Source organism: Bacillus sp. SN32 (assembly GCF_002837495.1).
GTDB lineage: Bacteria > Bacillota > Bacilli > Bacillales > Bacillaceae > Bacillus > Bacillus subtilis.
The window spans coordinates 1-25,847 of sequence record NZ_PJCT01000007.1; the positions used below are offsets into that span (position 1 = coordinate 1).

At 41.9% G+C, this 25,847-nt stretch carries 23 protein-coding genes, 2 tRNA genes and 1 rRNA gene; 22 read left to right on the forward strand and 4 right to left on the reverse strand.

The window, feature by feature from the left end; translation table 11 throughout:
• Positions 1–10 precede the first annotated feature (10 nt).
• The 8 genes from rrf to tsaD all read left to right on the forward strand — a co-directional run bounded on the left by rrf (position 11) and on the right by tsaD (position 4,172).
• Positions 11–126, forward strand: a 5S ribosomal RNA gene (rrf, locus tag CW370_RS19195).
• A 14-nt stretch (positions 127–140) separates the two neighbouring features.
• A tRNA-Met gene (locus CW370_RS19200) sits at positions 141–217 on the forward strand.
• Between the two features lie 60 nt (positions 218–277).
• Positions 278–354 (forward strand) — tRNA-Asp (locus tag CW370_RS19205).
• A gap of 181 nt (positions 355–535) precedes the next feature.
• A complete protein-coding gene (gene thiL, locus CW370_RS19210) occupies positions 536–1,513 on the forward strand; it encodes a thiamine-phosphate kinase (protein WP_024572620.1) in 978 nt (325 codons plus the stop codon).
• A 14-nt stretch (positions 1,514–1,527) separates the two neighbouring features.
• The gene (tsaE, locus tag CW370_RS19215) at positions 1,528–2,004 is read left to right on the forward strand and encodes a tRNA (adenosine(37)-N6)-threonylcarbamoyltransferase complex ATPase subunit type 1 TsaE (protein WP_015715341.1); all 477 of its coding nucleotides are present in this window, start codon (positions 1,528–1,530) and stop codon (positions 2,002–2,004) included.
• On the forward strand, positions 1,985–2,674 hold the full coding sequence (gene tsaB, locus CW370_RS19220) for a tRNA (adenosine(37)-N6)-threonylcarbamoyltransferase complex dimerization subunit type 1 TsaB (protein WP_003234078.1): 690 nt from the start codon (positions 1,985–1,987) through the stop codon (positions 2,672–2,674). Before tsaE ends, tsaB begins: the two co-directional genes overlap by 20 nt.
• Positions 2,675–2,683: 9 nt before the next feature.
• On the forward strand, positions 2,684–3,139 hold the full coding sequence (rimI, locus tag CW370_RS19225; protein ID WP_003243019.1) for a ribosomal protein S18-alanine N-acetyltransferase: 456 nt from the start codon (positions 2,684–2,686) through the stop codon (positions 3,137–3,139).
• Positions 3,132–4,172, forward strand: coding sequence for a tRNA (adenosine(37)-N6)-threonylcarbamoyltransferase complex transferase subunit TsaD (tsaD, locus tag CW370_RS19230; protein WP_003234076.1), 1,041 nt, complete (start codon positions 3,132–3,134; stop codon positions 4,170–4,172). Before rimI ends, tsaD begins: the two co-directional genes overlap by 8 nt.
• 229 nt (positions 4,173–4,401) lie before the next feature.
• On the opposite strand, the gene CW370_RS19235 is transcribed toward tsaD, so the two are convergent.
• The gene (locus CW370_RS19235) at positions 4,402–6,330 is read right to left on the reverse strand and encodes an ABC-F family ATP-binding cassette domain-containing protein (protein ID WP_024572619.1); all 1,929 of its coding nucleotides are present in this window, start codon (positions 6,328–6,330) and stop codon (positions 4,402–4,404) included.
• A gap of 125 nt (positions 6,331–6,455) precedes the next feature.
• Here CW370_RS19235 and moaC point away from each other — a divergent pair, with 125 nt between their 5' ends.
• Genes moaC through tatC form a run of 4 tightly spaced genes read left to right on the forward strand, consistent with a single transcriptional unit; the run spans position 6,456 to position 8,578 of the window.
• Positions 6,456–6,968, forward strand: coding sequence for a cyclic pyranopterin monophosphate synthase MoaC (gene moaC / locus CW370_RS19240; RefSeq protein WP_003243499.1), 513 nt, complete (start codon positions 6,456–6,458; stop codon positions 6,966–6,968).
• Entirely contained in the window at positions 6,965–7,612 is a 648-nt protein-coding gene (locus CW370_RS19245; protein WP_003234073.1) for a redox-sensing transcriptional repressor Rex, read from the forward strand. Before moaC ends, CW370_RS19245 begins: the two co-directional genes overlap by 4 nt.
• 21 nt (positions 7,613–7,633) lie before the next feature.
• Entirely contained in the window at positions 7,634–7,807 is a 174-nt protein-coding gene (gene tatAY, locus CW370_RS19250; protein ID WP_003234072.1) for a sec-independent protein translocase protein TatAY, read from the forward strand.
• Positions 7,808–7,813: 6 nt separating this feature from the next.
• On the forward strand, positions 7,814–8,578 hold the full coding sequence (gene tatC, locus CW370_RS19255; RefSeq protein WP_080262683.1) for a twin-arginine translocase subunit TatC: 765 nt from the start codon (positions 7,814–7,816) through the stop codon (positions 8,576–8,578).
• Between the two features lie 232 nt (positions 8,579–8,810).
• Here the strand turns inward: tatC and CW370_RS19265 are convergent, their stop codons facing one another.
• Positions 8,811–9,002 carry a YdiK family protein gene (locus CW370_RS19265; protein ID WP_003225680.1) on the reverse strand — a complete coding sequence of 64 codons (192 nt, stop codon included), beginning with the start codon at positions 9,000–9,002 and terminating at the stop codon, positions 8,811–8,813.
• The gene (locus CW370_RS19270) at positions 8,999–9,733 is read right to left on the reverse strand and encodes a CPBP family intramembrane glutamic endopeptidase (RefSeq protein ID WP_003234069.1); all 735 of its coding nucleotides are present in this window, start codon (positions 9,731–9,733) and stop codon (positions 8,999–9,001) included. Before CW370_RS19270 ends, CW370_RS19265 begins: the two co-directional genes overlap by 4 nt.
• A gap of 238 nt (positions 9,734–9,971) precedes the next feature.
• Here CW370_RS19270 and groES point away from each other — a divergent pair, with 238 nt between their 5' ends.
• The 4 genes from groES to CW370_RS19295 all read left to right on the forward strand — a co-directional run bounded on the left by groES (position 9,972) and on the right by CW370_RS19295 (position 16,643).
• Positions 9,972–10,256: a co-chaperone GroES gene (gene groES, locus CW370_RS19275; protein ID WP_003155970.1), complete on the forward strand. Its 285-nt coding sequence runs from the start codon at positions 9,972–9,974 to the stop codon at positions 10,254–10,256.
• Positions 10,257–10,302: 46 nt separating this feature from the next.
• Complete coding sequence (gene groL / locus CW370_RS19280) at positions 10,303–11,934, forward strand: chaperonin GroEL (protein ID WP_024572999.1); 1,632 nt, start codon at positions 10,303–10,305, stop codon at positions 11,932–11,934.
• 336 nt (positions 11,935–12,270) lie between these two features.
• Complete coding sequence (locus tag CW370_RS19285; protein WP_024573000.1) at positions 12,271–14,586, forward strand: glycoside hydrolase domain-containing protein; 2,316 nt, start codon at positions 12,271–12,273, stop codon at positions 14,584–14,586.
• 1,667 nt (positions 14,587–16,253) lie between these two features.
• Positions 16,254–16,643: a hypothetical protein gene (locus tag CW370_RS19295; protein WP_024573002.1), complete on the forward strand. Its 390-nt coding sequence runs from the start codon at positions 16,254–16,256 to the stop codon at positions 16,641–16,643.
• Positions 16,644–16,839: 196 nt separating this feature from the next.
• On the opposite strand, the gene gutR is transcribed toward CW370_RS19295, so the two are convergent.
• Entirely contained in the window at positions 16,840–19,317 is a 2,478-nt protein-coding gene (gene gutR / locus CW370_RS19300) for a glucitol operon transcriptional regulator GutR (protein ID WP_029946300.1), read from the reverse strand.
• 201 nt (positions 19,318–19,518) lie between these two features.
• Between gutR and gutB the strand changes: the two genes are divergently transcribed.
• The 6 genes from gutB to CW370_RS19330 all read left to right on the forward strand — a co-directional run bounded on the left by gutB (position 19,519) and on the right by CW370_RS19330 (position 25,836).
• On the forward strand, positions 19,519–20,580 hold the full coding sequence (gene gutB / locus CW370_RS19305; RefSeq protein WP_024573125.1) for a sorbitol dehydrogenase: 1,062 nt from the start codon (positions 19,519–19,521) through the stop codon (positions 20,578–20,580).
• A gap of 73 nt (positions 20,581–20,653) precedes the next feature.
• Positions 20,654–22,045 (forward strand): MFS transporter, encoded by a 1,392-nt coding sequence (locus CW370_RS19310; RefSeq protein WP_024573126.1) that lies wholly within the window; start codon positions 20,654–20,656, stop codon positions 22,043–22,045.
• Between the two features lie 94 nt (positions 22,046–22,139).
• On the forward strand, positions 22,140–23,102 hold the full coding sequence (locus CW370_RS19315; protein ID WP_024573127.1) for a carbohydrate kinase family protein: 963 nt from the start codon (positions 22,140–22,142) through the stop codon (positions 23,100–23,102).
• 195 nt (positions 23,103–23,297) lie between these two features.
• Positions 23,298–23,981, forward strand: coding sequence for a PspA/IM30 family protein (locus CW370_RS19320; RefSeq protein WP_024573128.1), 684 nt, complete (start codon positions 23,298–23,300; stop codon positions 23,979–23,981).
• Between the two features lie 65 nt (positions 23,982–24,046).
• A complete protein-coding gene (locus CW370_RS19325) occupies positions 24,047–25,072 on the forward strand; it encodes a TFIIB-type zinc ribbon-containing protein (RefSeq protein ID WP_024573129.1) in 1,026 nt (341 codons plus the stop codon).
• Positions 25,072–25,836 carry a TPM domain-containing protein gene (locus CW370_RS19330; RefSeq protein ID WP_024573130.1) on the forward strand — a complete coding sequence of 255 codons (765 nt, stop codon included), beginning with the start codon at positions 25,072–25,074 and terminating at the stop codon, positions 25,834–25,836. The genes CW370_RS19325 and CW370_RS19330 overlap by 1 nt, the downstream gene beginning before the upstream one ends.
• Positions 25,837–25,847: the final 11 nt, after the last annotated feature.

Below are 25,847 nucleotides of genomic sequence, written 5' to 3' on the forward strand. Positions count from 1 at the left end.
TCTCAATTTGTTTGGTGGCGATAGCGAAGAGGTCACACCCGTTCCCATACCGAACACGGAAGTTAAGCTCTTCAGCGCCGATGGTAGTCGGGGGTTTCCCCCTGTGAGAGTAGGACGCCGCCAAGCATTACTTTTATCATCGCGGGGTGGAGCAGTTCGGTAGCTCGTCGGGCTCATAACCCGAAGGTCGCAGGTTCAAATCCTGCCCCCGCAACCAAATATATGATTAAATAAGGAGTGCCCTAAGGGTACAACCAAAATAATCTTATACAAATATGGTCCGGTAGTTCAGTTGGTTAGAATGCCTGCCTGTCACGCAGGAGGTCGCGGGTTCGAGTCCCGTCCGGACCGCCATTAATGTAAACGAAACGATCATGTTTTCGTTTTTTTTTGTGTTTTCTTTTACTGTATCTTCTGCTTGGTGTCATAGCCAAGCTTTCTTTATATCGGGAACATCTTGGATATTCCAGCAAAATTCGATAAACTAGGAAGAGCACAAATAGGCATAAGCAGGGTTGAAAGGAGGTTTTGGTTCATGGATGAATTTGATTTGATACATAGCATTACTCCGCGGACCATTCACCATTCTTCCGTTGATGTAGGAATAGGTGATGATGCAGCGCTCTACACTGCGAAACACGGCGTTCAGGAAATTGTTTGTGTTGATACTATGGTAGAAGACGTGCACTTCAAATTACACTATTCCTCACCTGAAGATATCGGGTACAAGGCGTTAGCCGTTAATATAAGTGATATTGCCGCGATGGGAGGCATTCCTAAGTTTTATCTGGTATCACTTGCGGTACCTTCAAAATGGACTGAATCTGAAATCAAGGCGATGTATGAAGGAATGAATGAACTGGCGAAACTATATCATATGGATCTGATTGGCGGCGATACAGTTTCTACCGCTGACAAATTAGTCGTTACAGTCACTGTAATCGGTGAAATTGAAAAGGGACAGGCCTGTTTGCGTAGCTTGGCAAAACCGGATGATATTGTGTTTGTAACCGGTGAAATCGGTTCTTCTGCAGCAGGGCTTTCTTTATTGCTGGAAGAGACTAATCCTCAAAACTCATCTGTGGAAACGGATTACTTTATCCACAGGCATAAACGGCCTGAGCCAAGAGTAAGCGTCGGCAGATTATGCTCGATTTTTAAGCGGGCAGCTTTAAATGATGTTAGTGACGGATTGGCTAGTGAACTGAACGAGATTGCAGAAGCCAGCTGTGTTTCAATTGAAATTGATGAAAGCATGCTTCCAATTCATTCTGATTTGCCTAAGCTTCATCCTAACTGGAAAGAATGGGCTTTGTTTGGCGGTGAGGATTTTGAGCTGACAGGGACGGTTTCAAAAGAGGAGTGGGAAGTGTTGAAGCAACAGTGCGCAGCACGTCAACTTCCCATTACAAAGATTGGCCATGTCAGGGAAAAAACAAAATCTAAAGTGATCCTAAAAACAGATCAAACATCAATGATCTTAGAGAAAAAGGGATATAATCATTTTAAATAAGACGGGTGACTCGTGTGAAGCAATTAAAATGGAGAACTGTAAATCCAGAAGAAACAAAAGCAATTGCCAAGCTGACGGCATCGTTTGCTAAACCGGGAGACGTCCTGACATTAGAGGGCGATTTAGGTGCAGGAAAAACGACTTTTACGAAAGGTTTTGCAGAAGGGCTGGGAATTACACGTGTTGTAAACAGTCCGACTTTTACAATTATAAAAGAATATAACGATGGCGTACTTCCTCTCTATCATATGGATGTGTATAGAATGGAAGATGAAAGTGAAGATTTGGGACTTGATGAATATTTTCACGGACAAGGTGTCTGTCTCGTTGAATGGGCTCATTTAATTGAAGAACAGCTGCCGCAGGAGCGACTGCAAATTGTCATCAAAAGAGCTGGTGATGATGAGCGGGAAATTACCTTTACTGCTGTCGGGAATCGGTATGAAATGCTTTGTGAGGAGTTAAGTAGACATGACAATATTAGCAATTGATACATCAAATTATACATTGGGCATTGCGCTGCTTCGAGAAGACACCGTTATAGCAGAATACATTACATACTTGAAAAAGAACCACTCTGTAAGAGCGATGCCTGCTGTTCATTCATTGCTGAATGATTGTGATATGGCACCGCAGGACCTTTCTAAAATTGTCGTTGCAAAAGGCCCTGGTTCATACACAGGAGTAAGAATAGGTGTGACGTTGGCCAAAACACTTGCCTGGTCTTTAGACATTCCAATAAGTGCTGTATCAAGTCTTGAGACGCTTGCGGCAAATGGCCGGCATTTTGACGGTCTGATCAGCCCAATCTTTGATGCTAGACGGGGACAGGTGTACACAGGTCTGTATCAATATAAAAATGGGCTTTTAGAGCAAGTTGTTCCAGATCAAAATGTGATGCTGGCAGATTGGCTGGAGATGCTAAAAGAAAAGGACCGCCCTGTTTTGTTTTTAGGCCATGATACTTCTCTTCACAAGCAGATGATTGAGGATGTGCTTGGAACAAAAGGGTTCATTGGAACTGCCGCCCAGCATAACCCGCGTCCTTCAGAATTGGCTTTTCTCGGGAAGGAAAAGGAAGCAGCTGATGTTCATGGGCTTGTCCCGGATTACTTGCGGCTGGCAGAAGCTGAAGCGAAATGGATTGAAAGTCAAAAGTAGGGTGATAGGATGAAAACAAAAGCAGCGGTCAGAAATATGCGGCTTGAAGATATAGATCACGTATACGAAATCGAAGCATCCTCCTTTACGTCTCCTTGGACGAAGGATTCGTTTTATCATGAGCTGCTGGAAAATCCGTATGCTCATTATCTCGTGATTGAAAAGGACGGCCATCTTGCTGGGTATTGCGGGATTTGGATTGTGATGGACGATGCCCAAATTACAAATATAGCGATAAAACCAGAGTATCGCGGCCAGTCTTTAGGAGAAACGCTTTTTCGCTCAGCTGTTGAACTGTGCAAAGAAAAAGACGCAAGGCGGCTTTCGCTTGAAGTGAGGGTTTCGAATCATCCTGCTCAAGGCTTATATAAGAAATTCGGGATGCAGCCCGGCGGAATAAGAAAGAACTATTATACTGATAACGGGGAAGATGCGTTAATTATGTGGGTGACGATAAATGAGTGAGCAAAAAGACATGTACGTATTAGGAATTGAAACAAGCTGTGATGAGACTGCTGCAGCTATTGTGAAAAACGGGAAAGAGATCATTTCAAACGTAGTAGCCTCTCAAATTGAAAGCCATAAGCGCTTCGGAGGCGTTGTTCCGGAAATTGCTTCAAGACATCATGTTGAACAAATCACTTTGGTTATAGAAGAGGCGTTTCGCAAAGCTGGCATGACGTATAGTGATATTGATGCGATTGCAGTAACAGAAGGTCCGGGACTGGTGGGAGCGCTTCTTATCGGAGTGAATGCCGCTAAAGCATTGAGCTTTGCACATAACATTCCGTTAGTAGGCGTTCATCATATAGCCGGTCATATATACGCGAACCGTCTTGTAGAAGACATCGTGTTCCCGGCACTGGCATTGGTCGTTTCAGGAGGCCATACAGAACTGGTTTATATGAAGGAACATGGATCATTTGAAGTCATTGGGGAAACCCTTGATGATGCGGCAGGAGAAGCCTACGACAAAGTGGCGCGGACGATGGGATTGCCATATCCGGGTGGACCGCAAATTGACAAGCTAGCTGAAAAAGGGAATGACAATATTCCGCTTCCTCGCGCATGGCTTGAAGAAGGCTCTTACAACTTCAGCTTTAGCGGATTGAAGTCTGCGGTGATCAATACGCTTCATAATGCATCCCAAAAAGGGCAAGAGATTGCTCCGGAAGATTTGTCTGCCAGTTTCCAAAATAGTGTGATCGATGTCTTGGTAACCAAAACGGCGCGCGCGGCAAAGGAATATGATGTCAAACAGGTCCTTTTAGCCGGAGGAGTAGCTGCAAACAGAGGCCTCAGAGCTGCATTAGAAAAGGAATTTGCCCAGCATGAAGGGATTACGCTTGTCATTCCTCCATTAGCTTTATGCACGGATAATGCTGCGATGATTGCTGCTGCTGGTACAATTGCTTTTGAAAAAGGAATTCGCGGTGCATATGATATGAATGGCCAGCCCGGCCTTGAATTGACTTCTTATCAAAGTCTCACGAGATAATAGCGTGAGACTTTTTATATGTTTGTTATTAACAGACAATTCACAATTTATCCACATATCTGTGAGTAATTATAGAGATATTGATGGATAAAGGGCTGAGGTCACTGTTAATAAAGTGGATAAATTCAGAATATTTTGTGGATAGTGTGTATAAAGCGCTTACTTTGTTTATTTATTAGGGGATGTTCTGTGGATAAAAAGCACCTCTAAAAAGAGGTGCTTGACTTTTTTAATCTTCTTCTGTGGATAGTTCTTCCCATTCGGACAAAAGAGATTCCAGCTCCTGATTAAGCTTCTCATTGTCTGCATGGATAGCTTGTACTTTTTCATGATCCTGATAGACTTCAGGGTCACATAGCAATTCATCATTGCGGCTAATGTTCTCTTCAATGGTTTGAACAGTGGTTTCAATTTCTTCAATCCGACGGAGTCGTTGGCGCTCTTTCTTTTTCCATTCTTTTTCTTCCTCGTAGGAACGTTTGGAGTCAGACTTCACTGTAGCTGGCGTTTTATCAGTTTCCTCTTGCTGATTCATTTTCTCCAATTCAAGCTGCTCTGTTTTTTTCTCTGTATAATAATCGTAATCTCCCAGATACTCCTCTATATGGCTTGAAGAAAGCTCCAATACTCTTGTGGCGATTCTGTTAATAAAATATCTGTCATGTGAGACAAATAACAGTGTGCCTGGATAATCAATCAGCGCGTTTTCGAGAACTTCTTTGCTGTCTAAATCCAGATGGTTCGTCGGTTCATCAAGGATGAGAAAGTTGGCTTTTTGAAGCATCAGCTTAGCTAGAGCCAATCTTGCTTTTTCGCCACCGCTCAGTGAATGAACTGGTTTCAGCACATCATCTCCGGAGAATAAGAAATTTCCGAGACACGTTCTGATTTCTTTTTCTGGGAGCCCGGGGTACTCGTCCCACAGCTCATCAAGGACACGTTTAGAGGAAGTCAACTCAGCCTGTTCCTGATCATAATAGCCGACACTGACATTTGAGCCGTATGAGATCGTTCCTTGATCTGGTTTTAGGGTGTCTATCAATGTTTTCAGTAATGTCGATTTACCAATTCCGTTAGGGCCGACAAGCGCTGCGCTTTCTCCTCTTGTGAGCATGAATGACACTTCTGTTAAAAGCGGCGGCTGGTTTTCATAGCTGATTGTGAGATCCTGAACACGGAGGACTTCATTTCCGCTCTGTTTTGTAATATCAAAATGAAAGTTTGCAGATTTTTCATCGCCAAGCGGTTTTGACATGACTTCCATTCGCTCAAGCTGCTTTCTGCGGCTTTGCGCCCTTTTGGTGGTAGAGGCTCTCGCCAGATTTCGGTCTACGAAGTCCTGCAGCTTTGCAATCTCGTCCTGCTGCTTTTCATACATTTTAAGATCTTTTTCATACTGCGCGGCTTTTTGGTCGAGATAAGCGCTGTAGTTGCCGTGATACTTTTTGCTTTCTGCTCTTGATACCTCGTACACCTGGTTTACTACTTTGTCCAAAAAGTAGCGGTCATGCGAAACGATGAGGATGGCGCCTGAATAGCCTTGTAAATAATGCTCAAGCCAGGTAAGCGTATCAATATCCAGATGGTTTGTCGGCTCATCGAGAATGAGCAAAGCAGGCTGTGTTAACAGAAGCTTACCTAAAGCCAGTCTTGTTTTCTGGCCTCCGCTGAGGCTTTGAACCTGTGTAGAATCGTCAAAATGGCTGAAGCCGAGACCATGCAGCACAGATCTTACATCCGCTTCATATTGATAGCCGCCTTTATCTTTGAATTCCTGCTGAAGGCGGTCGTAGGTTTTCATGATGCTTTCTAATTCACCCGGGTCAGCTGCCGCCATTTTTTCTTCCATAGCCCGCATTTCCTTTTCCATTGCTTTTAAGTGGTCAAAAACAGTCAGCAGCTCTTCTTTTATGGTAAGCTTAGAATCCAAGCCAGTATGCTGGGCGAGATATCCCATTGTAATATCTTTCGGTTTAATAATTTCGCCCTTTTCATACGAAAGCTGGCCTGCGATAATTTTAAGGAGCGTGGATTTTCCGGCGCCATTTCTTCCTACAATGGCGATGCGATCACGATTTCTGACTTCCAGCTTTATATTGTTTAAAATAGTATCAGCACCAAATGATTTGGACAGCTGATTAACTTGTAAGATCATCATATTATTTCACCTCTGCTATAATAAGTTAAGTGTAGCTTATGAACCAGAAGTCAGCAAACAATACATTGGCCATATAAGACATAGAGAAGAAAATAGTGTATGATCTGTTTAAGGAGCGTTTTAATATGAATGGATTTTCTCATTTTAATGAACAGGGCAGAGCCCAGATGGTGGATATTAGCGAAAAATCTTCGACTGTCCGTACTGCGGCGGCTGTTTCAAGCGTACACATGAAGAATGAAGTGTACGAGAAAATACAAAGTCACGATATCGGCAAAGGAGATGTACTGGCTGTCGCACAGGTGGCAGGCATTATGGCCGCAAAGCAAACGTCGAATATCATTCCGATGTGCCATCCGCTTTCATTGAGCGGGGTAGATATATCGTTTGACTGGAAAATAAAAGAAGCAGAAGTTATACTTCATATAAAAGCACAGGTCAAAACGAAAGGGAGTACAGGTGTGGAAATGGAAGCGCTCACTTCTGCATCGGTGTGCGCTCTTACCGTTTACGATATGTGCAAGGCCCTTGATAAGGGGATGGTCATCGGCCCTACTTTCTTGCTGGAGAAGACAGGCGGGAAAAACGGTGACTTTAAAAGAGAACTATCCGAGTATAATTTGGAGGACCAAAAATGAATAAGGATCAATCAAAAATTCCGCAGGCGACGGCGAAACGGCTGCCGCTTTACTATCGCTTTTTAAAGAATCTTCATGCGTCAGGAAAACAGCGTGTATCATCCGCTGAACTCAGTGATGCCGTAAAGGTTGATTCTGCCACGATTCGGAGGGATTTTTCCTATTTTGGAGCTCTTGGCAAAAAAGGATACGGATATAATGTGGATTATTTGCTGTCTTTTTTCCGGAAAACGCTTGATCAGGATGAGATGACAGACGTCATCTTGATTGGTGTCGGGAACTTGGGAACGGCATTTCTTCACTATAATTTCACAAAAAATAATAACACAAAAATTTCTATGGCTTTTGATATAAATGAGAGTAAAATAGGAACTGAGGTAGGCGGCGTGCCCGTCTATAACCTTGATGACCTTGAACAACACGTAAAAGATGAATCAGTTGCCATTCTTACAGTGCCAGCAGTTGCCGCTCAATCCATTACAGACAGATTGGTCGCATTAGGAATCAAGGGAATCCTTAATTTTACGCCGGCCCGTTTGAATGTGCCGGAACACATTCGAATTCATCATATAGATTTAGCAGTTGAGCTTCAGTCACTGGTTTATTTTTTGAAGCATTATTCAGTTTTAGAGGAAATCGAATAGAGGGAAAGGAGGAGCCCAAATATGCCGATCGGTCCTGGAAGCCTTGCTGTTATCGCAATCGTTGCTCTGATTATCTTCGGTCCCAAAAAGCTGCCTGAATTGGGTAAAGCAGCGGGAGACACACTTCGTGAATTCAAAAACGCTACAAAAGGATTAACGAGTGATGAAGAGGAAAAAAAGAAAGAAGATCAGTAAGTTAGGATGACACGAATGAAAGTGAATCAAATGTCGCTGCTGGAGCATATTGCTGAGCTTCGAAAACGGTTGCTGATTGTAGCGCTGGCGTTTGTCGTTTTCTTTATTGCTGGATTTTTTTTAGCGAAGCCGATTATTGTGTATCTGCAAGAAACAGATGAAGCGAAGCAGCTTACGCTTAACGCGTTTAACCTGACAGACCCGCTTTATGTGTTTATGCAATTTGCGTTTATCATCGGCATAGTCCTGACCTCGCCGGTTATTCTTTATCAGCTTTGGGCTTTTGTGAGTCCGGGTCTCTATGAGAAAGAGCGCAAAGTAACGCTCAGCTACATTCCGATCTCTATTTTGCTGTTTTTAGCGGGCTTATCTTTTTCATATTATATTTTATTTCCTTTTGTTGTTGATTTTATGAAGCGGATTTCTCAGGACTTGAATGTCAATCAGGTGATCGGAATTAATGAATATTTTCATTTTCTTCTGCAGCTGACGATTCCGTTTGGACTTCTGTTCCAAATGCCGGTCATCCTCATGTTTTTGACCAGGCTCGGAATTGTGACACCGATGTTCTTGGCGAAAATCAGAAAGTATGCGTATTTTACGCTGCTGGTGATCGCAGCCCTGATTACACCGCCTGAGCTTCTGTCCCATATGATGGTCACAGTCCCGCTTTTGATTTTATATGAAATCAGTATCCTTATATCGAAGGCCGCCTATCGGAAAGCGCAGAAAAGCAGTGCTGCCGATCAGAACGTGTCTTCGGGGCAATAATAAAAAATCCATTTCTCATGAGAGAAATGGATTCAGCGTGTTGACAAACCCCCCGCATTCGTTGTCAAGCCTGTGCGTTGGTGCTCACGAATGAAAACATTCGCTCCGCTCCGATGCTCGCCTTTCCTAGACTTCAAGGGTTTTCAACCACGCTGAAAATGACAAAATCCTAAAACGAAAGCCGTTTTAGGATTTAATTTGAATCCATTTCTCATTCAGAAATGGATTTTCTTTATTTTTGGTTCTTTTTGATTTTAAATGAAAAGGCGAACATCTTAAAAGAAATGCTGATGTTGTAAGCGGCGAACACCATCAGCAGGATGGAGTAAAATGACCACATGCTGCCTGGCGAGCTTGCGGCAAGATAAGTAAAGATGCACCCTACGGCAAAGTAGATCATTCCCCAAACTACCGGGTTTCTCATAAAAATAATCCTCCAATAATCAATTGCATTTGTGTGCTCTGCTGTTCAAGGTAATTCCGAACAGGCTCAAGCTGCATGATGACGACGAATGTATTCATCATTAAATGGGCGAAAATCGGCACCCATATCCGTTTTGTTCTCGCATATAAAAAGGCAAAGGTAAAACCCATTGCTGTATATAGAAGGAGATGCTTCAAATCAGCGTGAACAATACCGAAGATAACCGAGCTGATCAGTCCTGCGAAAAAGAAATTCGTTTTTTCGTAGAGCGCGCCGAAAATGATTTTTCTGAAGATGATTTCTTCTAATATAGGCCCGACGATGGAAGAAACGATAATCATGAGCGGGACTGCCTGAATGACATCCAGAATCGCTTGTGTATTTTCTGATTCTCTTCCGATGCCAAAAACATAATATTCAATAGAGCCTGCTATTCCTTGAGAGAAAAGGGCAATGAAAAAACCGGCTATCGCCCAAAGGATAGAAAGTCCGATTGAGTCCTTCTGTCCGTTTCGCAGCGTTTCTTTCGGAACGGTTCTCAGAATGAGCAGAACAACAACGAGACAGGCGATAAAGCTGATAACGGACCATAATCCTTGTGCATGCAGCATATTTTCATCTGTAGGCTGTCCTCCGGCATAACCGAATTTAAATAACAAGGGAATCGCGATTAATGCGGAAAACTGCATGATGATATATGTCAAAATAATAAACCAATACTGTTTTCTCAAATGGTATGTACTCCTTTGTTAAGTGGGTTTCGTTCATCTACAGCTATTGTAACATAATCGGTACGGGGGTGAAAAAGCTAACGGAAAAGGGAGCGGAAAAGAATGATGTAAGCGTGAAAAATTTTTTATCTTATCACTTGAAATTGGAAGGGAGATTCTTTATTATAAGAATTGTGTTAGCACTCTTTAGTGCTGAGTGCTAAAATTACATATTCATACTATTGAGGAGGTTATTACATTGTTAAAGCCATTAGGTGATCGCGTTGTCATTGAACTCGTAGAATCTGAAGAAAAAACTGCCAGCGGAATTGTGTTGCCGGATTCTGCAAAAGAAAAACCGCAAGAAGGCAAAATCGTGGCAGCTGGTTCAGGTCGCGTGTTAGAAAGCGGAGAGCGCGTTGCTTTAGAAGTAAAAGAGGGCGACCGCATTATCTTCTCAAAATACGCAGGTACTGAAGTGAAATACGAAGGTACTGAATACTTAATCTTACGTGAAAGCGACATTTTAGCTGTTATCGGCTAATTCTTAAATAAACAATACTTAAAACATTTGAGGAGGTCTTGTAAACATGGCAAAAGAAATTAAGTTTAGTGAAGAAGCTCGCCGCGCAATGCTTCGCGGTGTCGATGCACTTGCTGATGCTGTTAAAGTAACTTTAGGACCAAAAGGACGCAACGTGGTTCTAGAGAAAAAATTCGGTTCTCCGTTAATCACAAATGACGGTGTAACAATCGCTAAAGAAATCGAGCTAGAAGACGCGTTTGAAAACATGGGTGCTAAGCTTGTTGCTGAAGTAGCCAGCAAAACAAACGACGTTGCCGGTGACGGTACAACAACTGCAACAGTTCTTGCGCAAGCAATGATCCGTGAAGGCCTTAAAAACGTAACAGCAGGCGCTAACCCTGTAGGCGTGCGTAAAGGGATGGAACAAGCTGTAGCGGTTGCGATCGAAAACTTAAAAGAAATTTCTAAGCCAATCGAAGGCAAAGAGTCTATCGCTCAGGTTGCTGCGATCTCTGCTGCTGATGAGGAAGTCGGAAGCCTTATCGCTGAAGCAATGGAGCGCGTAGGAAACGACGGCGTTATCACAATCGAAGAGTCTAAAGGCTTCACAACTGAGCTTGAAGTTGTTGAAGGTATGCAATTCGACCGCGGATATGCGTCTCCTTACATGGTAACTGACTCTGATAAGATGGAAGCGGTTCTTGACAATCCTTACATCTTAATCACAGACAAAAAAATCACAAACATTCAAGAAATCCTTCCTGTGCTTGAGCAGGTTGTTCAGCAAGGCAAACCATTGCTTTTGATCGCAGAAGACGTTGAAGGCGAAGCACTTGCAACACTTGTTGTGAACAAACTTCGCGGCACATTCAACGCAGTTGCTGTTAAAGCTCCTGGCTTCGGTGACCGCCGTAAAGCAATGCTTGAAGACATCGCTGTCCTTACTGGCGGAGAAGTCATCACAGAAGATCTTGGCCTTGACCTGAAATCTACTCAAATCGCTCAATTGGGACGCGCTTCTAAAGTTGTCGTTACTAAAGAAAACACAACAATCGTTGAAGGCGCTGGCGAAACAGACAAAATTTCTGCCCGCGTGACTCAAATCCGCGCTCAAGTAGAAGAAACAACTTCTGAATTCGACAGAGAAAAATTACAAGAGCGTCTTGCGAAACTTGCTGGCGGCGTAGCTGTCATCAAAGTCGGAGCTGCGACTGAAACTGAGCTGAAAGAGCGTAAACTTCGCATCGAAGACGCCTTGAACTCAACTCGCGCAGCTGTTGAAGAAGGCATCGTATCCGGTGGTGGTACAGCGCTTGTAAACGTATATAACAAAGTCGCTGCAGTTGAAGCTGAAGGCGATGCGCAAACAGGTATCAACATCGTGCTTCGCGCGCTTGAAGAGCCAATCCGTCAAATCGCACATAACGCTGGTCTTGAAGGATCTGTCATCGTTGAGCGCCTCAAAAACGAAGAAATCGGCGTAGGCTTCAACGCTGCAACTGGCGAATGGGTAAACATGATCGAAAAAGGTATCGTTGACCCAACTAAGGTTACACGCTCAGCTCTTCAAAACGCTGCGTCTGTAGCTGCAATGTTCTTAACAACTGAAGCCGTTGTCGCTGACAAGCCAGAAGAAAACACTGGCGGCGGAATGCCTGACATGGGCGGCATGGGCGGTATGGGCGGTATGATGTAATCAAACGGCGAAAACCCTTGATATACCAAGGGTTTGAGCGTTTTTCATCACCCGTGCACAAATAACAAAAAGATAACATTCATTGAGGATGCTTCCAAAAGTCTACTGGACTTTAGAGGAAGCATCTTTTTTATTTATAAGGTGAAAAGTAGGTATATATTTTATTGTTGACTCCGCTTACTTTTTCAATAATTGCAGGTATTAATTTAAAATGTCTTGCAAAAAAGCTTATTGATGAAGTTTGCCATATTATGATGAAACCCTTCTCAACTGAGAAGGGTTTTCTTGTCATACGCTTGCCACCTAGATATGAATACTATGAAAGAGGTGACCATAATGGATGAAATGATTCAGAAAGTACAACTATGGGTAAATGCTGCTTATTCAGGAAAGCCTGGCTTCGTTCCAGCTCCTGAAAGTGGGAAAACTGGTTGGTCCACGATGTATGCTTTAACTAGGGCTTTGCAGATTGAACTTGGAATCTCTACACCTGCTGATAATTTTGGACCAGGAACTGAAGTGGCGTACAAATCATGGGGAGAAATGGAAATTGGGCGTGTGCCTACTGATGACAAAGGAAAAAGAATTGTACTAATTCTTCAAGGAGCAATGTATTGTAAAGGTTACAATCCAACTGGATTTACAGGAACTTTTGGAGAAGGGACTAAAGCTGCAGTAATTAAATTACAAACTGATGCGGGACTGCCTATTCGTGACGGGAAAGTTTATTCCTATATATTTAAAGCATTTTTAACTATGGATGCTTATGTGCTCACATCTGGTGGTAATTCTAGAATTAGAGAAATGCAAAGAGATCTTAATTCAAAATATTACAAAACATCTGGAGTCCAACCATGTGATGGTTACTACCAAAGAGGGACTAATAAAGCTTTAATATACGGTATTCAAACAGAAGAGGGAATTGCTCCCTCTCTACAAACGGGATCAATAGGGCCTTCTACGACCAACCTTTTACCAACTCTGAGCATAGGGAATACTAATGCAAACTTCGTTAAGCTCCTTCAATATGCATTATATGTAAATGATTTCAATCCAGGAGATTTCAATGGACAGTACAGCACACTATTAAAAAATGTAGTAAGTGAATTCCAACAGTTTGTTAAGTTGCCAGCCGATGGAGTTACAGGAAAACAAACTTGGCTTTCTTTGTTGCAGAGTAAAGGAGATCCTAATCGCAAGGGAACAGCTTGTGATTGTATAACAGAAGTTACGCCTGCTAGAGCTAAAGCTTTAAAAAATGCAGGCTATGAAACTATTGGTCGTTATCTTGTAGACATTCCAGGAGGATTGGAGAAAAAAATAAAACCTGGCGAATTAAAAACTATTTTTAATGCTGGTTTAACTGTTTTTCCGATATATCAAGCTTATGGGAATAATTCAAGACATTTCAGTGAAGCTCAAGGGAAAAGAGATGCTCAAGATGCTTTTACAGCTGCCAAAAATTATGGATTTAAAAATGGAACAACAATATATTTTGCCGTGGATTTTGACGCTTTAGGAGATGATATAACTAACAAAATTCTTCCACACTTTAAGGGTATTAATGAACAAATGAAATATCTGGGGAACCGTTACAAAGTTGGAATATATGGAGCCCGGAATGTTTGCAGTCAAGTATCGGAGAAAGGTTGGGCAACAACCAGTTTTGTAAGTGATATGTCCACGGGATTTAGTGCAAATTTAGGCTATCCATTGCCAAAAAATTGGGCATTTGATCAAATTTCAACTATTAGTGTTGGTTCAGAAGACAGTAAAATTGAAATAGACAATAATATTAAGTCGGGACTGGATAATGGGGCTTCAAGTCTTGATTTCTCAACTGATCTCAATCAAGAGCTATACAAGCAATTATATGAAATTCAACTTTTAGGACTTCAATTTACAAACAATGACATTAATCAAGCGAATAAGCTTACAACCAACTATTATCGCCGCAAAAGATATGAATCATTAATATGGACATTAACTTCTGGACAATTTGATAGAGACTTTGAGGAGTATGTTATTAATGCTGTAGGAGAAAATAGTTTTGTCTATGCAACTGATCCCGTTTCAAAATCTGAAGTTATTGATTTTCCTCATCTTATGGCTACATTATCTGCTTTATTGTATGCGAATCTTCCGTTAGTTGGAACTACACAGCAAGATTTAGCAGGGTGGGGTGGTGATTTATTTACTGTTGCTGCAGATGTATATAAAAATAGAGATAAGTATAGCGGCGACAATGAAACAAGAACATATAAAGCTGCTTACGACTTGATTGGTACAAAAACATCGGCTGGTAACTTTGATAATTCGGATTTCCTTGGAGATATTGATGCTATTAACATCTCACAAATTTTATTTAATAATGACACTAAGCCAATTTTAAATGCAGTTCAAGAGTATTATAATAGTCTTGTTTTCTCAAGATATAAGCTATTTTATAAAAATAAATTTAATAGTAATGAAAATAATTTGAGACTGAATGCGAGTAATATCATGATTGGAGATAATCCTGATATTACAGCGGCAAGGGTAGCCCTAAGGGGTTCAATGCAAATGGAAGTCCCTTATTATACGAAAGAAGAGGGAGAAATTATTGCAAATGCTTTTGCTGATAAAATACTAGACCTTGTAGCAAGTGAATAGAAAACTTAGAGTAGAGTACCATACATCTCAAAAAATATGGTACTCTATATTTTAAGATCTTAAGAATATACAACAAATTATAAGTTAAAATTTCTTTTTGATTTAATGGAAGGAAAGAGAAAGGGGGAGACATGAGGAAATATTTAGGGATAGTGTCATTTATCATCCTGTTATTCACATTGTGTTTTCTACCCCACATCCATTGGGCGCTTGGAATTCTCGGAATAGTTGTGGGGAGTATTCTAGCATTCAAAGCACCTAAAGGGATTGCTAAGTATCTTTCTATTTTTATCCTAGCACTTTGTATTCTTTTACTCTTATTATTGATTGTAGCAGGCCTTTTGATGGCGGGGTTAGTGGGGAAGTAACGATAATAGGGCGTAACAGATGATTTCTTGAATTTGAATATCAACGACGATATAATATTCTGCACCGCTTACTATAAACTGGAAGAAATACACTAGCTTTATAAAAATACAACCAACTTACAAGATGTTTTTGATAAAATTTTACTTTAGGCCATCAATCATAATATAATGGGCGGACATGTCTTCACTTATCTTAAAGCCAATGTCCAACAAGAGTAAATGCACAAGGTAAACAATCGAAAAGATACACAAAAATCACATACACAATAACTGACCGAAAAGGCTATCGATGATATAGATCAATTCTAAAATATGTTCAATACCCGCTGCTTTAGAGCCGCACAAAGTCAAAGAACTGTCGAAAATTCATCACCCAGCATGTATGAGAAGACCATAAGAAAAGAAGAGGTTGGAAAAAACCAATTTAAAGTCTCAGGAAAAAATTCTATGAAAAAATAGCGCGCATTTTGCAGGTGAAAACAATCACTTGTTCTTTATTACGAGCAGGCTAATGAAATGTGTGCGAACAAATTCTTCCTCACATCCGCCTAACGTGATTACTCACATCTCCCTAACCAAGCAGATCTTAGTATATGGGAGCTTTTTTCTGTTTCAATTAAAGAAATCTTTATAAAACAAAAAGGCTTGTGGAGAAATTGTTTCTATACAAGCTGAGTTTACCAATTTGGGTTTTATTGTACTAAGTTCCGTTTAATTGAATGACTCTAGATATACCGAAGTATGGCTGTTGATTTCATCCGAATGCTAAGATAACATTTATTCATGAATTTAGATACCTATATGTTTTAGGAATTATTCTGTATTATTTTTTTAGCATGTATTTGCAATTTAACTTTGAAAGCAGGTATAAATCTGTTAAAATCCATTTTTGTTTAAAGATATTATTACAACTCAGAAATACTCTATATTAAGGTTCATGAAATATAAGAAACCTATAAATTTAATTTTTTCAATAGAGAGCATGAGGAAGTAGTGGGTAAATTTTCGAAATTTATAAAAGTGTATTTGTCTAGCACTTTCTTTTATTCGTGTATATGGATTTATTGGACACCTCGTCAAAGCTTTATAGATGATACTTCAAATTTTAAGCTTCATTTCAAATAGAATAAAAGCAGATTTTGTTCAAAAAGAATCTTAAGTTTGCATTAATATCGATATATTTCTATCAAACTTAATTATATCCTAGAAGAAAGATGTGGAAAAACCTTCGTTTTTTTAGAAAAATATGTTATTGTAAGTGTGGATTTAAAATAGTAAAAGAGAAGAGGAATTCTAAAGATGAAAAAGTTAGTAATGATCCTGTTTACAGCAGCTCTTTTAGGGGTTGTCATTTTTGCAGGTGGGTCAGAAGCATTAGCTATGGATTCGAAAGGTACAATCAAATTTAAAACAGATGCTAATACATATACGAAAAGAGCTACTTCTATTGTGGTTACTGGTACTTTGGCTAGGGATTTAGATAATGGTTTTGCAGTAATTTTATCAAACAATAAAGGAAAAGAAATAACCAGAAAGCAATTCTGGCATAGTATTGGTTCACGCAATTTTCGTGTGAGTTTTTCAACGAAAAATCTTCCAGCAGGAAAGTATGATGTGCATGTTGCACAAGATTGGGGAGGAAGATATTGGTCAGGTGAACTAAAACATTATATTACAGTACAGCATTAATGCTGATGTAATAAGTATTAACCATTTGTTGTTAAAAAGTTCACTTTTGAATTTGTGTTCTGTGAAATGTTTATTTATTCAAAAAAGGTAGCTTAATCAGTTGCTGTACTGATAAGATACCTTTTTTATCTTTAATAACAACCAGGACATGGGTATTTTTTAAAGCTCATACAACTAGCTACAATTTATTTATCTTTTAAAAGACAATATCCAATCGTTCCACCTCTCCCCGAATCCCAATCGCAGGCTCCCACGAATCAATCAAACGAATCGCCTTCTGATTAGATTCCATCGCTTTCGTTTTCTCTCCTTTACGGTTCAACAGCTGCGCCATCCCGTAAAAATAATAGATCAACTCAACCTGATTCGCGTTTTGTTTGTCATAGAGCATTTGCTCAAAGGCTTCTTCTGCTTTCTCAAACTGATCAGACTTCACGTAAGCGACACCCAGATTGAAATAGGCTTCTATCGTTTTTTCGCCGCCGTATGTGGAGCTGATTTCATTTGCCGCTTCGTATAATTGAATGGCTTCTACATGATAACCTCTCGCAAAGCTTAAGTCACCGCGAACCAATAGAACTCTGTGTTGAATGGTAGGGGAAATCGGTTGATTTTCGATTTCGTTTAAAATGGTCTCTGCTTTTTCCTGTTGCCCGGCTTTTAAAAACAGCCTTGCTTTGAGTGCGTGTCCCCAAACCTTTAGATCATGGGCATCGTGAGCGTCAGATTGTTCCAGAATCTTCAGGCCGGCTTCTATTTGCTGAAGCGCTCCGTCTAAATCATTGACTTCCATCAATGCCCAGCCTGAGGTGTCGATTCGGAAGAACGCTTCTCGTGTGTGTTGGCCTAATTGATGGGCGGCGTCGGCCGCTTTACGTCCGTATTCGATTCGCAGGGGCAGGTTGATTCTGCTTAGAAAATGGCTAATTCGGGTGATGAGTTCGATTAGGATTTCTTTTTGATCGGTGTCGCTTGCCCATTGGATGACCTTTAAGATGTTTGGCCAATCTTGTTTCATTTGATCTAAATTCCGTCCCAGCAGGTAGCTCCAATAGATAGAGTTTGGCTGTTCCCGCTTTAAATGGGTTTCGGCATAATCAATATAATAGTTAGCCCAGCGATTGCGGGCTTCTTTTTCATATTCGTGCTGTTCGGACAAGTGCTGTTCTCCGTAAGCGACAACGGTTTGGTGCGCTAAGTATTGTGTCCTGCCTTGGCTTCGTTCCGGCTGAATCAGCGCATATGACCGCATTTGTTCCATAGCGTAATGAAAACGGCGGGCGTCTAATCCGGCTGCTGCCGCCAGGCTTTTTTCATCAGGCGGCTTGCTGAAAAAGCAAAGCGTCTGCCATAGCTTTCGCGTATCTTCATTGCATCTATCCCAGGTGCGGCCAAAGAGGAATTCAAACAATTCCAGCAGTGAGTAGCCTGCTTTTCCAAGCTCATGAATCAGCTGCTGAGCGGGGATGTCATCGTCTGACATATAGGCAATGCTGAGTGCCATGGCTTTCGGGTTTCCGGCAGTCGCTGAAATGAATTCGTTTTTCAGGTCAGATGATAGATGTAACAGCTGCTCCAGCTTTTCCCGTTTACGTGGGAGGTTGCATGTTTGTAAGCAGTGATGCACTTCTTGTTGAAAAAAATCCAAGGCATCTGTTTGGTCAAGACCGCTTAGCTGGATGGCCACCATTTCTCCGAAGCTTTCCAGATAGGTCTGCTTTACGTTTTCCCGCGCTGTGAGGAGGACTTTCACTCCTTGCGGAAGGCTGGTGATAAATTCATGAATGTCACGTTCTGCGGTATCGATGCTGTCAACGATCAGCAGGATCGGTTTTTCTCTAGTGTAATTGGCTAACGCATTGCGGACGACAAACCGTTTTTCATTGATTGATTTATCGATTTGTTCTGTGCGTCCGAGCTGATAGGCGATCGTATTTAAAAAATCGCTAAAGCTCAATCCTTTCCAATCAGCGCTAACCCAAATGATACTGTTGAACGCCGGCCAAACTGAAGTATCGTCGACACAGGAATAGGCGGCTTCAAGAGCGATTGTGGTTTTTCCCATGCCGGCCCAGCCGGTGATTAAACAGACTGGTGATGGAGAAAGCATCCATTGCCGTATCGCTTCCATATCAAAGCTGCGTCCGATAAAGCGTCCGGACCAGCGTGAGGGTAAATTATGCGTGATAGGCTGTTCTGTAAGCGCATTCTCTTCATGGCCGGGTCTGTCATGAAACAGCCGTTTTACTACATTTTCAATTTCGTCTTCACTCGGAGCCCCGAATAATCCGTCTTTTCGCAGTATTTTCGCTTTTTTCAAACAAGATGCTGCCCATACAGGCAATGCGGGTTTGATGACTGGGATAGTGGTGGCTTCCAGCAGGTCGGTCAACCACTCGATATCCAAGTCGGTCTTTTCGAGAATGATCCAGATCATCCCGAACAGTTTTCCGTCGTCAATTCTTCCGGGAATGTAGTTTGCCCCCATCTGTCCGATCCAGCTTTTGATCGTGTTTGGGGAGACTCCCAGCTGGAGTGCGATTTTATCTATGTAAGACTGTCCTGTTTTTTCGTTCTTTTTCCTTCTGACTTTATAATCAGGATGAAGTTTTAGCGTTTTGACGCCAGGTGCCAGCAGTTGTGCAAATTGTTTTCGGTTTTCAAGTTCAGCCATAAGCCTGCACCTCCTATTAGTACTATTTTATCAATCCAGCGTTTTTTGTATATGAAAAAATAAAAGTACAGTGCCGCTGTCCTTTTATACAGCAGGAAAGGCTGTTGAACGTCTTGAAAAGCAGATAAAATGGGGGCAGTAACAGAGAAAACAAAAATGTATGCACTTACATTTTATTTTCTGAAGAAAGGAATTTGCCAAATGACTCACACAGTACCTCAGAACATGAAAGCGGCTGTTATGCACAACACAAGAGAGATCAAAATCGAAACAGTACCTGTGCCTGACATCAATCATGATGAAGTGTTGATTAAGGTGATGGCTGTCGGAATTTGCGGATCGGACCTTCATTACTATACAAATGGCCGAATCGGCAACTATGTAGTGGAAAAACCATTTATCCTTGGGCATGAATGCGCGGGTGAAATTGCCGCTGTCGGATCATCTGTCGATCAATTCAAGGTGGGAGACCGCGTCGCTGTAGAGCCGGGTGTTACGTGCGGACGATGTGAAGCGTGCAAAGAAGGGCGCTATAATCTTTGCCCGGATGTACAGTTTTTGGCTACACCGCCGGTAGACGGCGCGTTTGTCCAATATATTAAAATGCGTCAGGACTTTGTTTTTTTAATCCCAGACTCACTTTCTTATGAAGATGCTGCTTTGATCGAGCCGTTTTCTGTCGGCATCCATGCGGCGGCCAGAACGAAGCTACAGCCCGGATCAACGATTGCGATTATGGGGATGGGCCCTGTTGGGTTAATGGCTGTTGCCGCAGCTAAAGCATTTGGGGCAGGCACAATCATTGTCACCGACTTAGAGCCGCTGCGGTTAGAAGCTGCGAAAAAAATGGGAGCGACTCACATTATTAATATACGTGAACAGGATGCACTTGAAGAGATTAAAACGATCACGAATGATAGAGGCGTTGATGTTGCTTGGGAAACAGCAGGGAATCCAGCGGCATTGCAATCCGCACTGGCTTCTGTGCGCCGGGGCGGAAAATTGGCGATTGTCGGTTTGCCTTCCCAGAACGAGATTCCGCTCAACGTGCCGTTTATTGCGGATAATGAGATTGATATTTACGGGATCTTCCGTTATGCCAATACGTATCCAAAGGGAATCGAATTTCTTGCTTCAGGCATTGTGGACACGAAGCATCTAGTAACGGACCAATATTCGCTGGAGCAGACGCAAGAGGCGATGGAGCGGGCGCATCAATTTAAGAATGAATGTTTAAAAGTGATGGTGTATCCAAATCGCTGAGTGAACAGGGAGGATCTTTGTATTCTCCCTCTTGTTTACTGGAAATGAAAACGGATTCTTGGGGTGGGAAATGATGATTGAAACAGAAAAAGTAACGGCAATGAAAGTGAAGCGTCAGTCAAAATCCAGCACCGGACTGTCCTGGTTTGAACGAATCGGCTATGGATTCGGCGATATGTCGTATAATATAATCTTTCAGTTTGTAAACGCATACTTATTATTTTATTATACAGACGTCGGCGGCATTCAGCCTGCGGTGATCGCAACTTTGTTTCTTGTTGTGCGTGTGCTGGATGCTATTTTTGACCCGATCATGGGATTGATTTTAGATAAAACAAATACAAGGTGGGGAAAAGCAAGGCCATATTTGCTGTGGGTGGCATTTCCTTTTGCGCTATTCACATTCTTATGTTTCACGACGCCTCATTTCGGTGAGACCGGAAATATGGTATATGCGTACGTCACCTATATTCTGCTTGGGATGTCCTTTAGTATGCAAACGATCCCGGTGAACAGCTTAACGGGGAGGATGACGAATTCTGTGGAGGAACGAACGGTTCTGACCACAACCCGGATGATTTTGGTGTATATCGGCATTCTTTTATCCATTTCCTGTGCGACACCGCTTGCAACTGCTATCGGAGGGGAGGATCAGGCGTTTGGATTTCAAATGACGGCGCTCATCTACGCGGCGGTCAGCATCGTTTTGAATCTATTCAGTTTCTTTACTGTACGGGAGCGAATTCAGCCTAAAAAGAGAAAAAAACAAGGGATCAAAAAGACGTTATCCGTTTTATTCCGAAACAAACCCTTGCTTATGTTAATTTCATCATTTTTGGCTTTTGCGATCGGGTTTAATATTAAGCTCAGCACGATGGTGTATTATTTTACGTATAACGTAAACCATAAAGAGTTCGTGTTTATGGGCACCGTTTTATTTTTCGGGGCAGCGCTGATCAGCAATTTGTTTATTCCTTTCTTTTCTGAGAAGTGGGGCAGAAAACAAGTCATGATCATCACGGCAGCTCTATCGCTTATTTCTTATGCCGGCCTGCATTTTACGCCGTATTCTTCAATTCCACTCATTTTCATTTGGCTTTTCGCTTCGGGATTTTTCACAACGCCTTTAAATACGCTTGCTTGGGGAATGGTTGCGGATTGTGTCGATTATGCGGAATGGAAAACCGGAATTCGCGCGGATGGTGTGGTGATTTCGAGCATGAGCTTTATTAATAAGCTGGGTGTTGCGTTAGCCGGGTCATTTTCGGCCATTTATTTAGGAATCGCCGGGTATGTGGCGAATACAGACCAGACAGTTGCGTCGTTGAATGCGATTAAAAATATGAATGCTTTGATTCCGGGATTTTTCATTTTGCTTTCTATTATTCTTATCGCCTTCTATCCTTTAACGGAAAAAAGATATAAACACATCATCTCTGAGCTGGAGCAAAGGTCTGCGAGATAAATATATGTAAAATTTTTAATATTCAATGTTGTATTTATGGCAGAAAGTAATATACTGAGACTGTAATCTAGACTTTATAAATGAGTGTGATAATATGCGTAGTCATTCTGTAGTTTGTATTGGGGAATTGTTGATTGATTTCTTTTGTACCGATGTTGACGTTGATTTAATGGAAGGGCGCCAATTCCTGAAAAGTGCCGGCGGGGCACCGGCGAATGTGTCGGCAGCGATTGCCAAGCTGGGCGGAGACGCCGCTTTCAGCGGAAAAGTAGGAAAGGATCCGTTTGGGTATTTTCTGAAGCGAACATTGGACGCTGTACATGTCGATACCTCTATGCTGGTGATGGATGAGAAAGCGCCTACAACGCTTGCTTTTGTTTCATTAAAACAAAATGGAGAGCGTGACTTTGTTTTTAATAGAGGCGCGGACGCTTTGTTTACGCTGGAGGATATTGACCAGGAAAAACTAAACGGAGCGAAAATCCTTCATTTCGGCTCTGCGACGGCACTGTTATCGGATCCGTTTTGCTCAGCCTATTTACGGTTGATGTCGATTGCGAAAGACAATGGACAGTTTATTTCGTTTGACCCTAACTACCGTGAAGATTTATGGAGGGGAAGACACTCAGAGTTTGTAAGTGTTGCGAAAAAAGCGATCGCTGTAAGTGATTTTGTGAAAGTCAGTGACGAGGAGCTTGAGATTATAAGCGGTGTGAAGGATCATGAAAAGGGAGTTGCGATCCTTCATGAGATCGGAGCCAACATTGTCGCTGTGACACTTGGGAAAAGCGGAACGCTTCTTTCCAATGGAAAAGACCGTGAAATCATTCCAAGCATTCCAGTGACATCAATTGACTCAACAGGGGCGGGAGATGCTTTTGTCGGTGCGGCTTTATATCAATTGGCAAACACGGATCAGATTCAATCTGTAGATGCTGATTTTGTGAAACTGCGTGAGATTGTGTCGTTTGCCAATAAGGTCGGAGCTCTTGTGTGCACTAAAATTGGAGCGATTGATGCACTGCCGAGCTTGGATGAGATCGAAGTTTCTTTGTAAATCATTGAAGATGTTTCTTGAAAGTCTTTGGACTTTTGGGGGCATCTTTTTTTATTGCTTACATTTTTGTTCAGGTAAAAAGTTGTATATTTTTTGTTTGAAATGTCATTTTTTATTAAAAAAGTGAAACTTTTAACGATAATAAATAGTATATGTAACAAGGGTTACCGAATTAGCTTTAGGAGGAACGATATAATGAGTATAATTGGAAGATTTAAAGATATTATGTCTGCGAATATCAATGCTTTATTGGACAAGGCTGAAAATCCGGAGAAAATGGTAGATCAATATTTAAGAAATATGAATAGCGATTTGGCTAAGGTTAAGGCAGAAACAGCAGCTGTTATGGCCGAGGAACAGAGAGCAAAAAGAGAATATCACGAATGCCAGGCGGATATGGAAAAGATGGAAAGCTATGCAATGAAGGCGCTGCAAGCCGGGAATGAGGGCGATGCGAGAAAATTTCTTGAAAGAAAAACATCTTTGGAGTCAAAGCTTTCTGAGCTGCAGGCGGCGAATCAAATTGCTGTAACCAATGCCGCACAGATGAGAAAGATGCATGACAAATTGGTATCTGACATTGGAGAGCTGGAAGCACGTAAAAATATGATCAAGGCGAAGTGGGCAGTAGCGAAAACGCAAGAAAGAATGAACAAACTGGGCGCTTCTGTTTCAAGTACAAGCCAATCAATGTCTGCATTCGGCCGAATGGAGGACAAAGTAAATAAGGCACTTGATCAGGCCAATGCAATGGCTGAACTGAACAGCGCTCCGCAGGATGATATGGCTGATCTGACTGCAAAGTATGATACTGGCGGTTCAAGCCAGGTTGATGATGAACTTGCGGCGTTAAAAGCGAAAATGATGCTCGATAAGTAATACATAGGAGGCCGCAGCTTTCGGCTGCGGCGTCATTTTATCATAAGATGTGAGAGGGAACGGTAATGATAATATCTTATAAGTGTCCGAACTGCGGCAGTGATATGGCATTTGACAGTGAAACCGGCTCGTTATCCTGCGGCAGCTGCGGAAGACAGGACAATATTGAAAGCCTTCCGAAAGAAAACATTGCGGCACGGTTTTCTGATGATGAAGCAAAAGAATATCAATGTGAAAACTGCGGCGCCGTTTTGATCACGGAAGCTGAAACGACAGCAACGACGTGCAGCTTCTGCGGAGGTGCTGCAATACTTGCCGATCGTTTATCGGGACATTTGGCACCGGCGAAAGTCATCCCATTTACAATCAGCAAGCAAGAAGCCGAGCAGGCATTTCGAAAGTGGTGCAAAAAAGGCCTTCTGACACCAAGAGGTTTCATGTCTGCCGATCGCATTAAAAGCATCACCGGCATGTATATTCCGTTTTGGATGTTTGATTTAAATAGTGAAGTACAGGTGAGAGCAAACTGTACCAGAGTCCATCAATATGAAGAAGGGGATTATATTTGCACGGAAACAGAGCACTTTGAAGCGTTTCGTGATATCAATCTCGATTATTTGAAAATCCCTGTCGATGCCTCTGAAAAAATGAAAGACGAATTAATGGACAAATTGGAGCCTTATTCATACGAAGAGCTGAAGGACTTTCAAACGGCATATTTGGCCGGTTATATTGCGGAAAAGTACAATTATACCGATGAGGAGCTTTTTCCAAGGGCAAAAGAGAAAATAAGCAGTTATATAGATTCATACATCCATTCTACTTTTTCCGGATATACGTCAGTCAATGTGAGGGACAAACATATTCACACGAAAAACGTGAACAGCTTTTACGTTTTGCTTCCCGTTTGGATGGTCAGTTACGATTATGAAAGAGCGGAGCATATCTTTGCGATGAACGGGCAAACAGGAAAGGTTGTTGGAAAGCCGCCGATCAGTCGAGGAAAAGTGGCAGCATGGTTTAGCGGAATAGCAGGCGGGACATTTCTTTCGTTGAAGCTCGTCTCATTGATGATGGGAGGCGGATTTTGATGCGGGGATTTTTAGGGAAAGCGATCTTTGGTGTGCTGGCTGTCTTCATCATGATGCCTTTACTGGGTATCGGAGCGGCAAGAGCCTCTGAATCGCAGCAGCATGTGTACGATCGCGCTCATCTATTGTCAAAAACGGAGATCGGAAAACTTGAATCTCTCTCGGCAGAGCTGGGTGCAAAGAGGGACACTGATTTCATCATTATTACGACCAAAAGCACAAACGGTGAAGATATTGCCGACTATACCGGCGATTTTTATGATCGTTACGGAAAAGGCAGTACAGCCATTTTGACCATTGATATGACAAACAGAGAAGTGTTTATCGCAGGCTTCAAAAAAGCCGAACAGTATTTGGACAACAGCAGGCTCAATAGCATCAGAAATACGATTTCATCTGATTTATCCAATGAAAATTATTTTAAAGCTTTTGAGACATATATTCAGCTTTCCTATAAAGATATGGGCATAAAACCGGGAGTAAACCCTGACAACATATTCTTTACATGGTGGTTTCAGCTGATTGCTGCCATCGCAGTCGGGGGAATTGCGGTTTCAATCATGCTTTATCATGCAGGCGGCAAAGTAACGGTTAATGGAAATACATATATGGATCAGCGTACGTCTGATGTGATTGATCAATACGACACTTATATTAGAACGACTGTAACAAGAGAAAGAAAACCATCAGATAAAGACAGCGGCAGCGATGGCGGTGTTACGAAAGGCGGCACGTCATACAGTGGGAGCCGGGGCAGTTTTTAAATGTAAGAAAT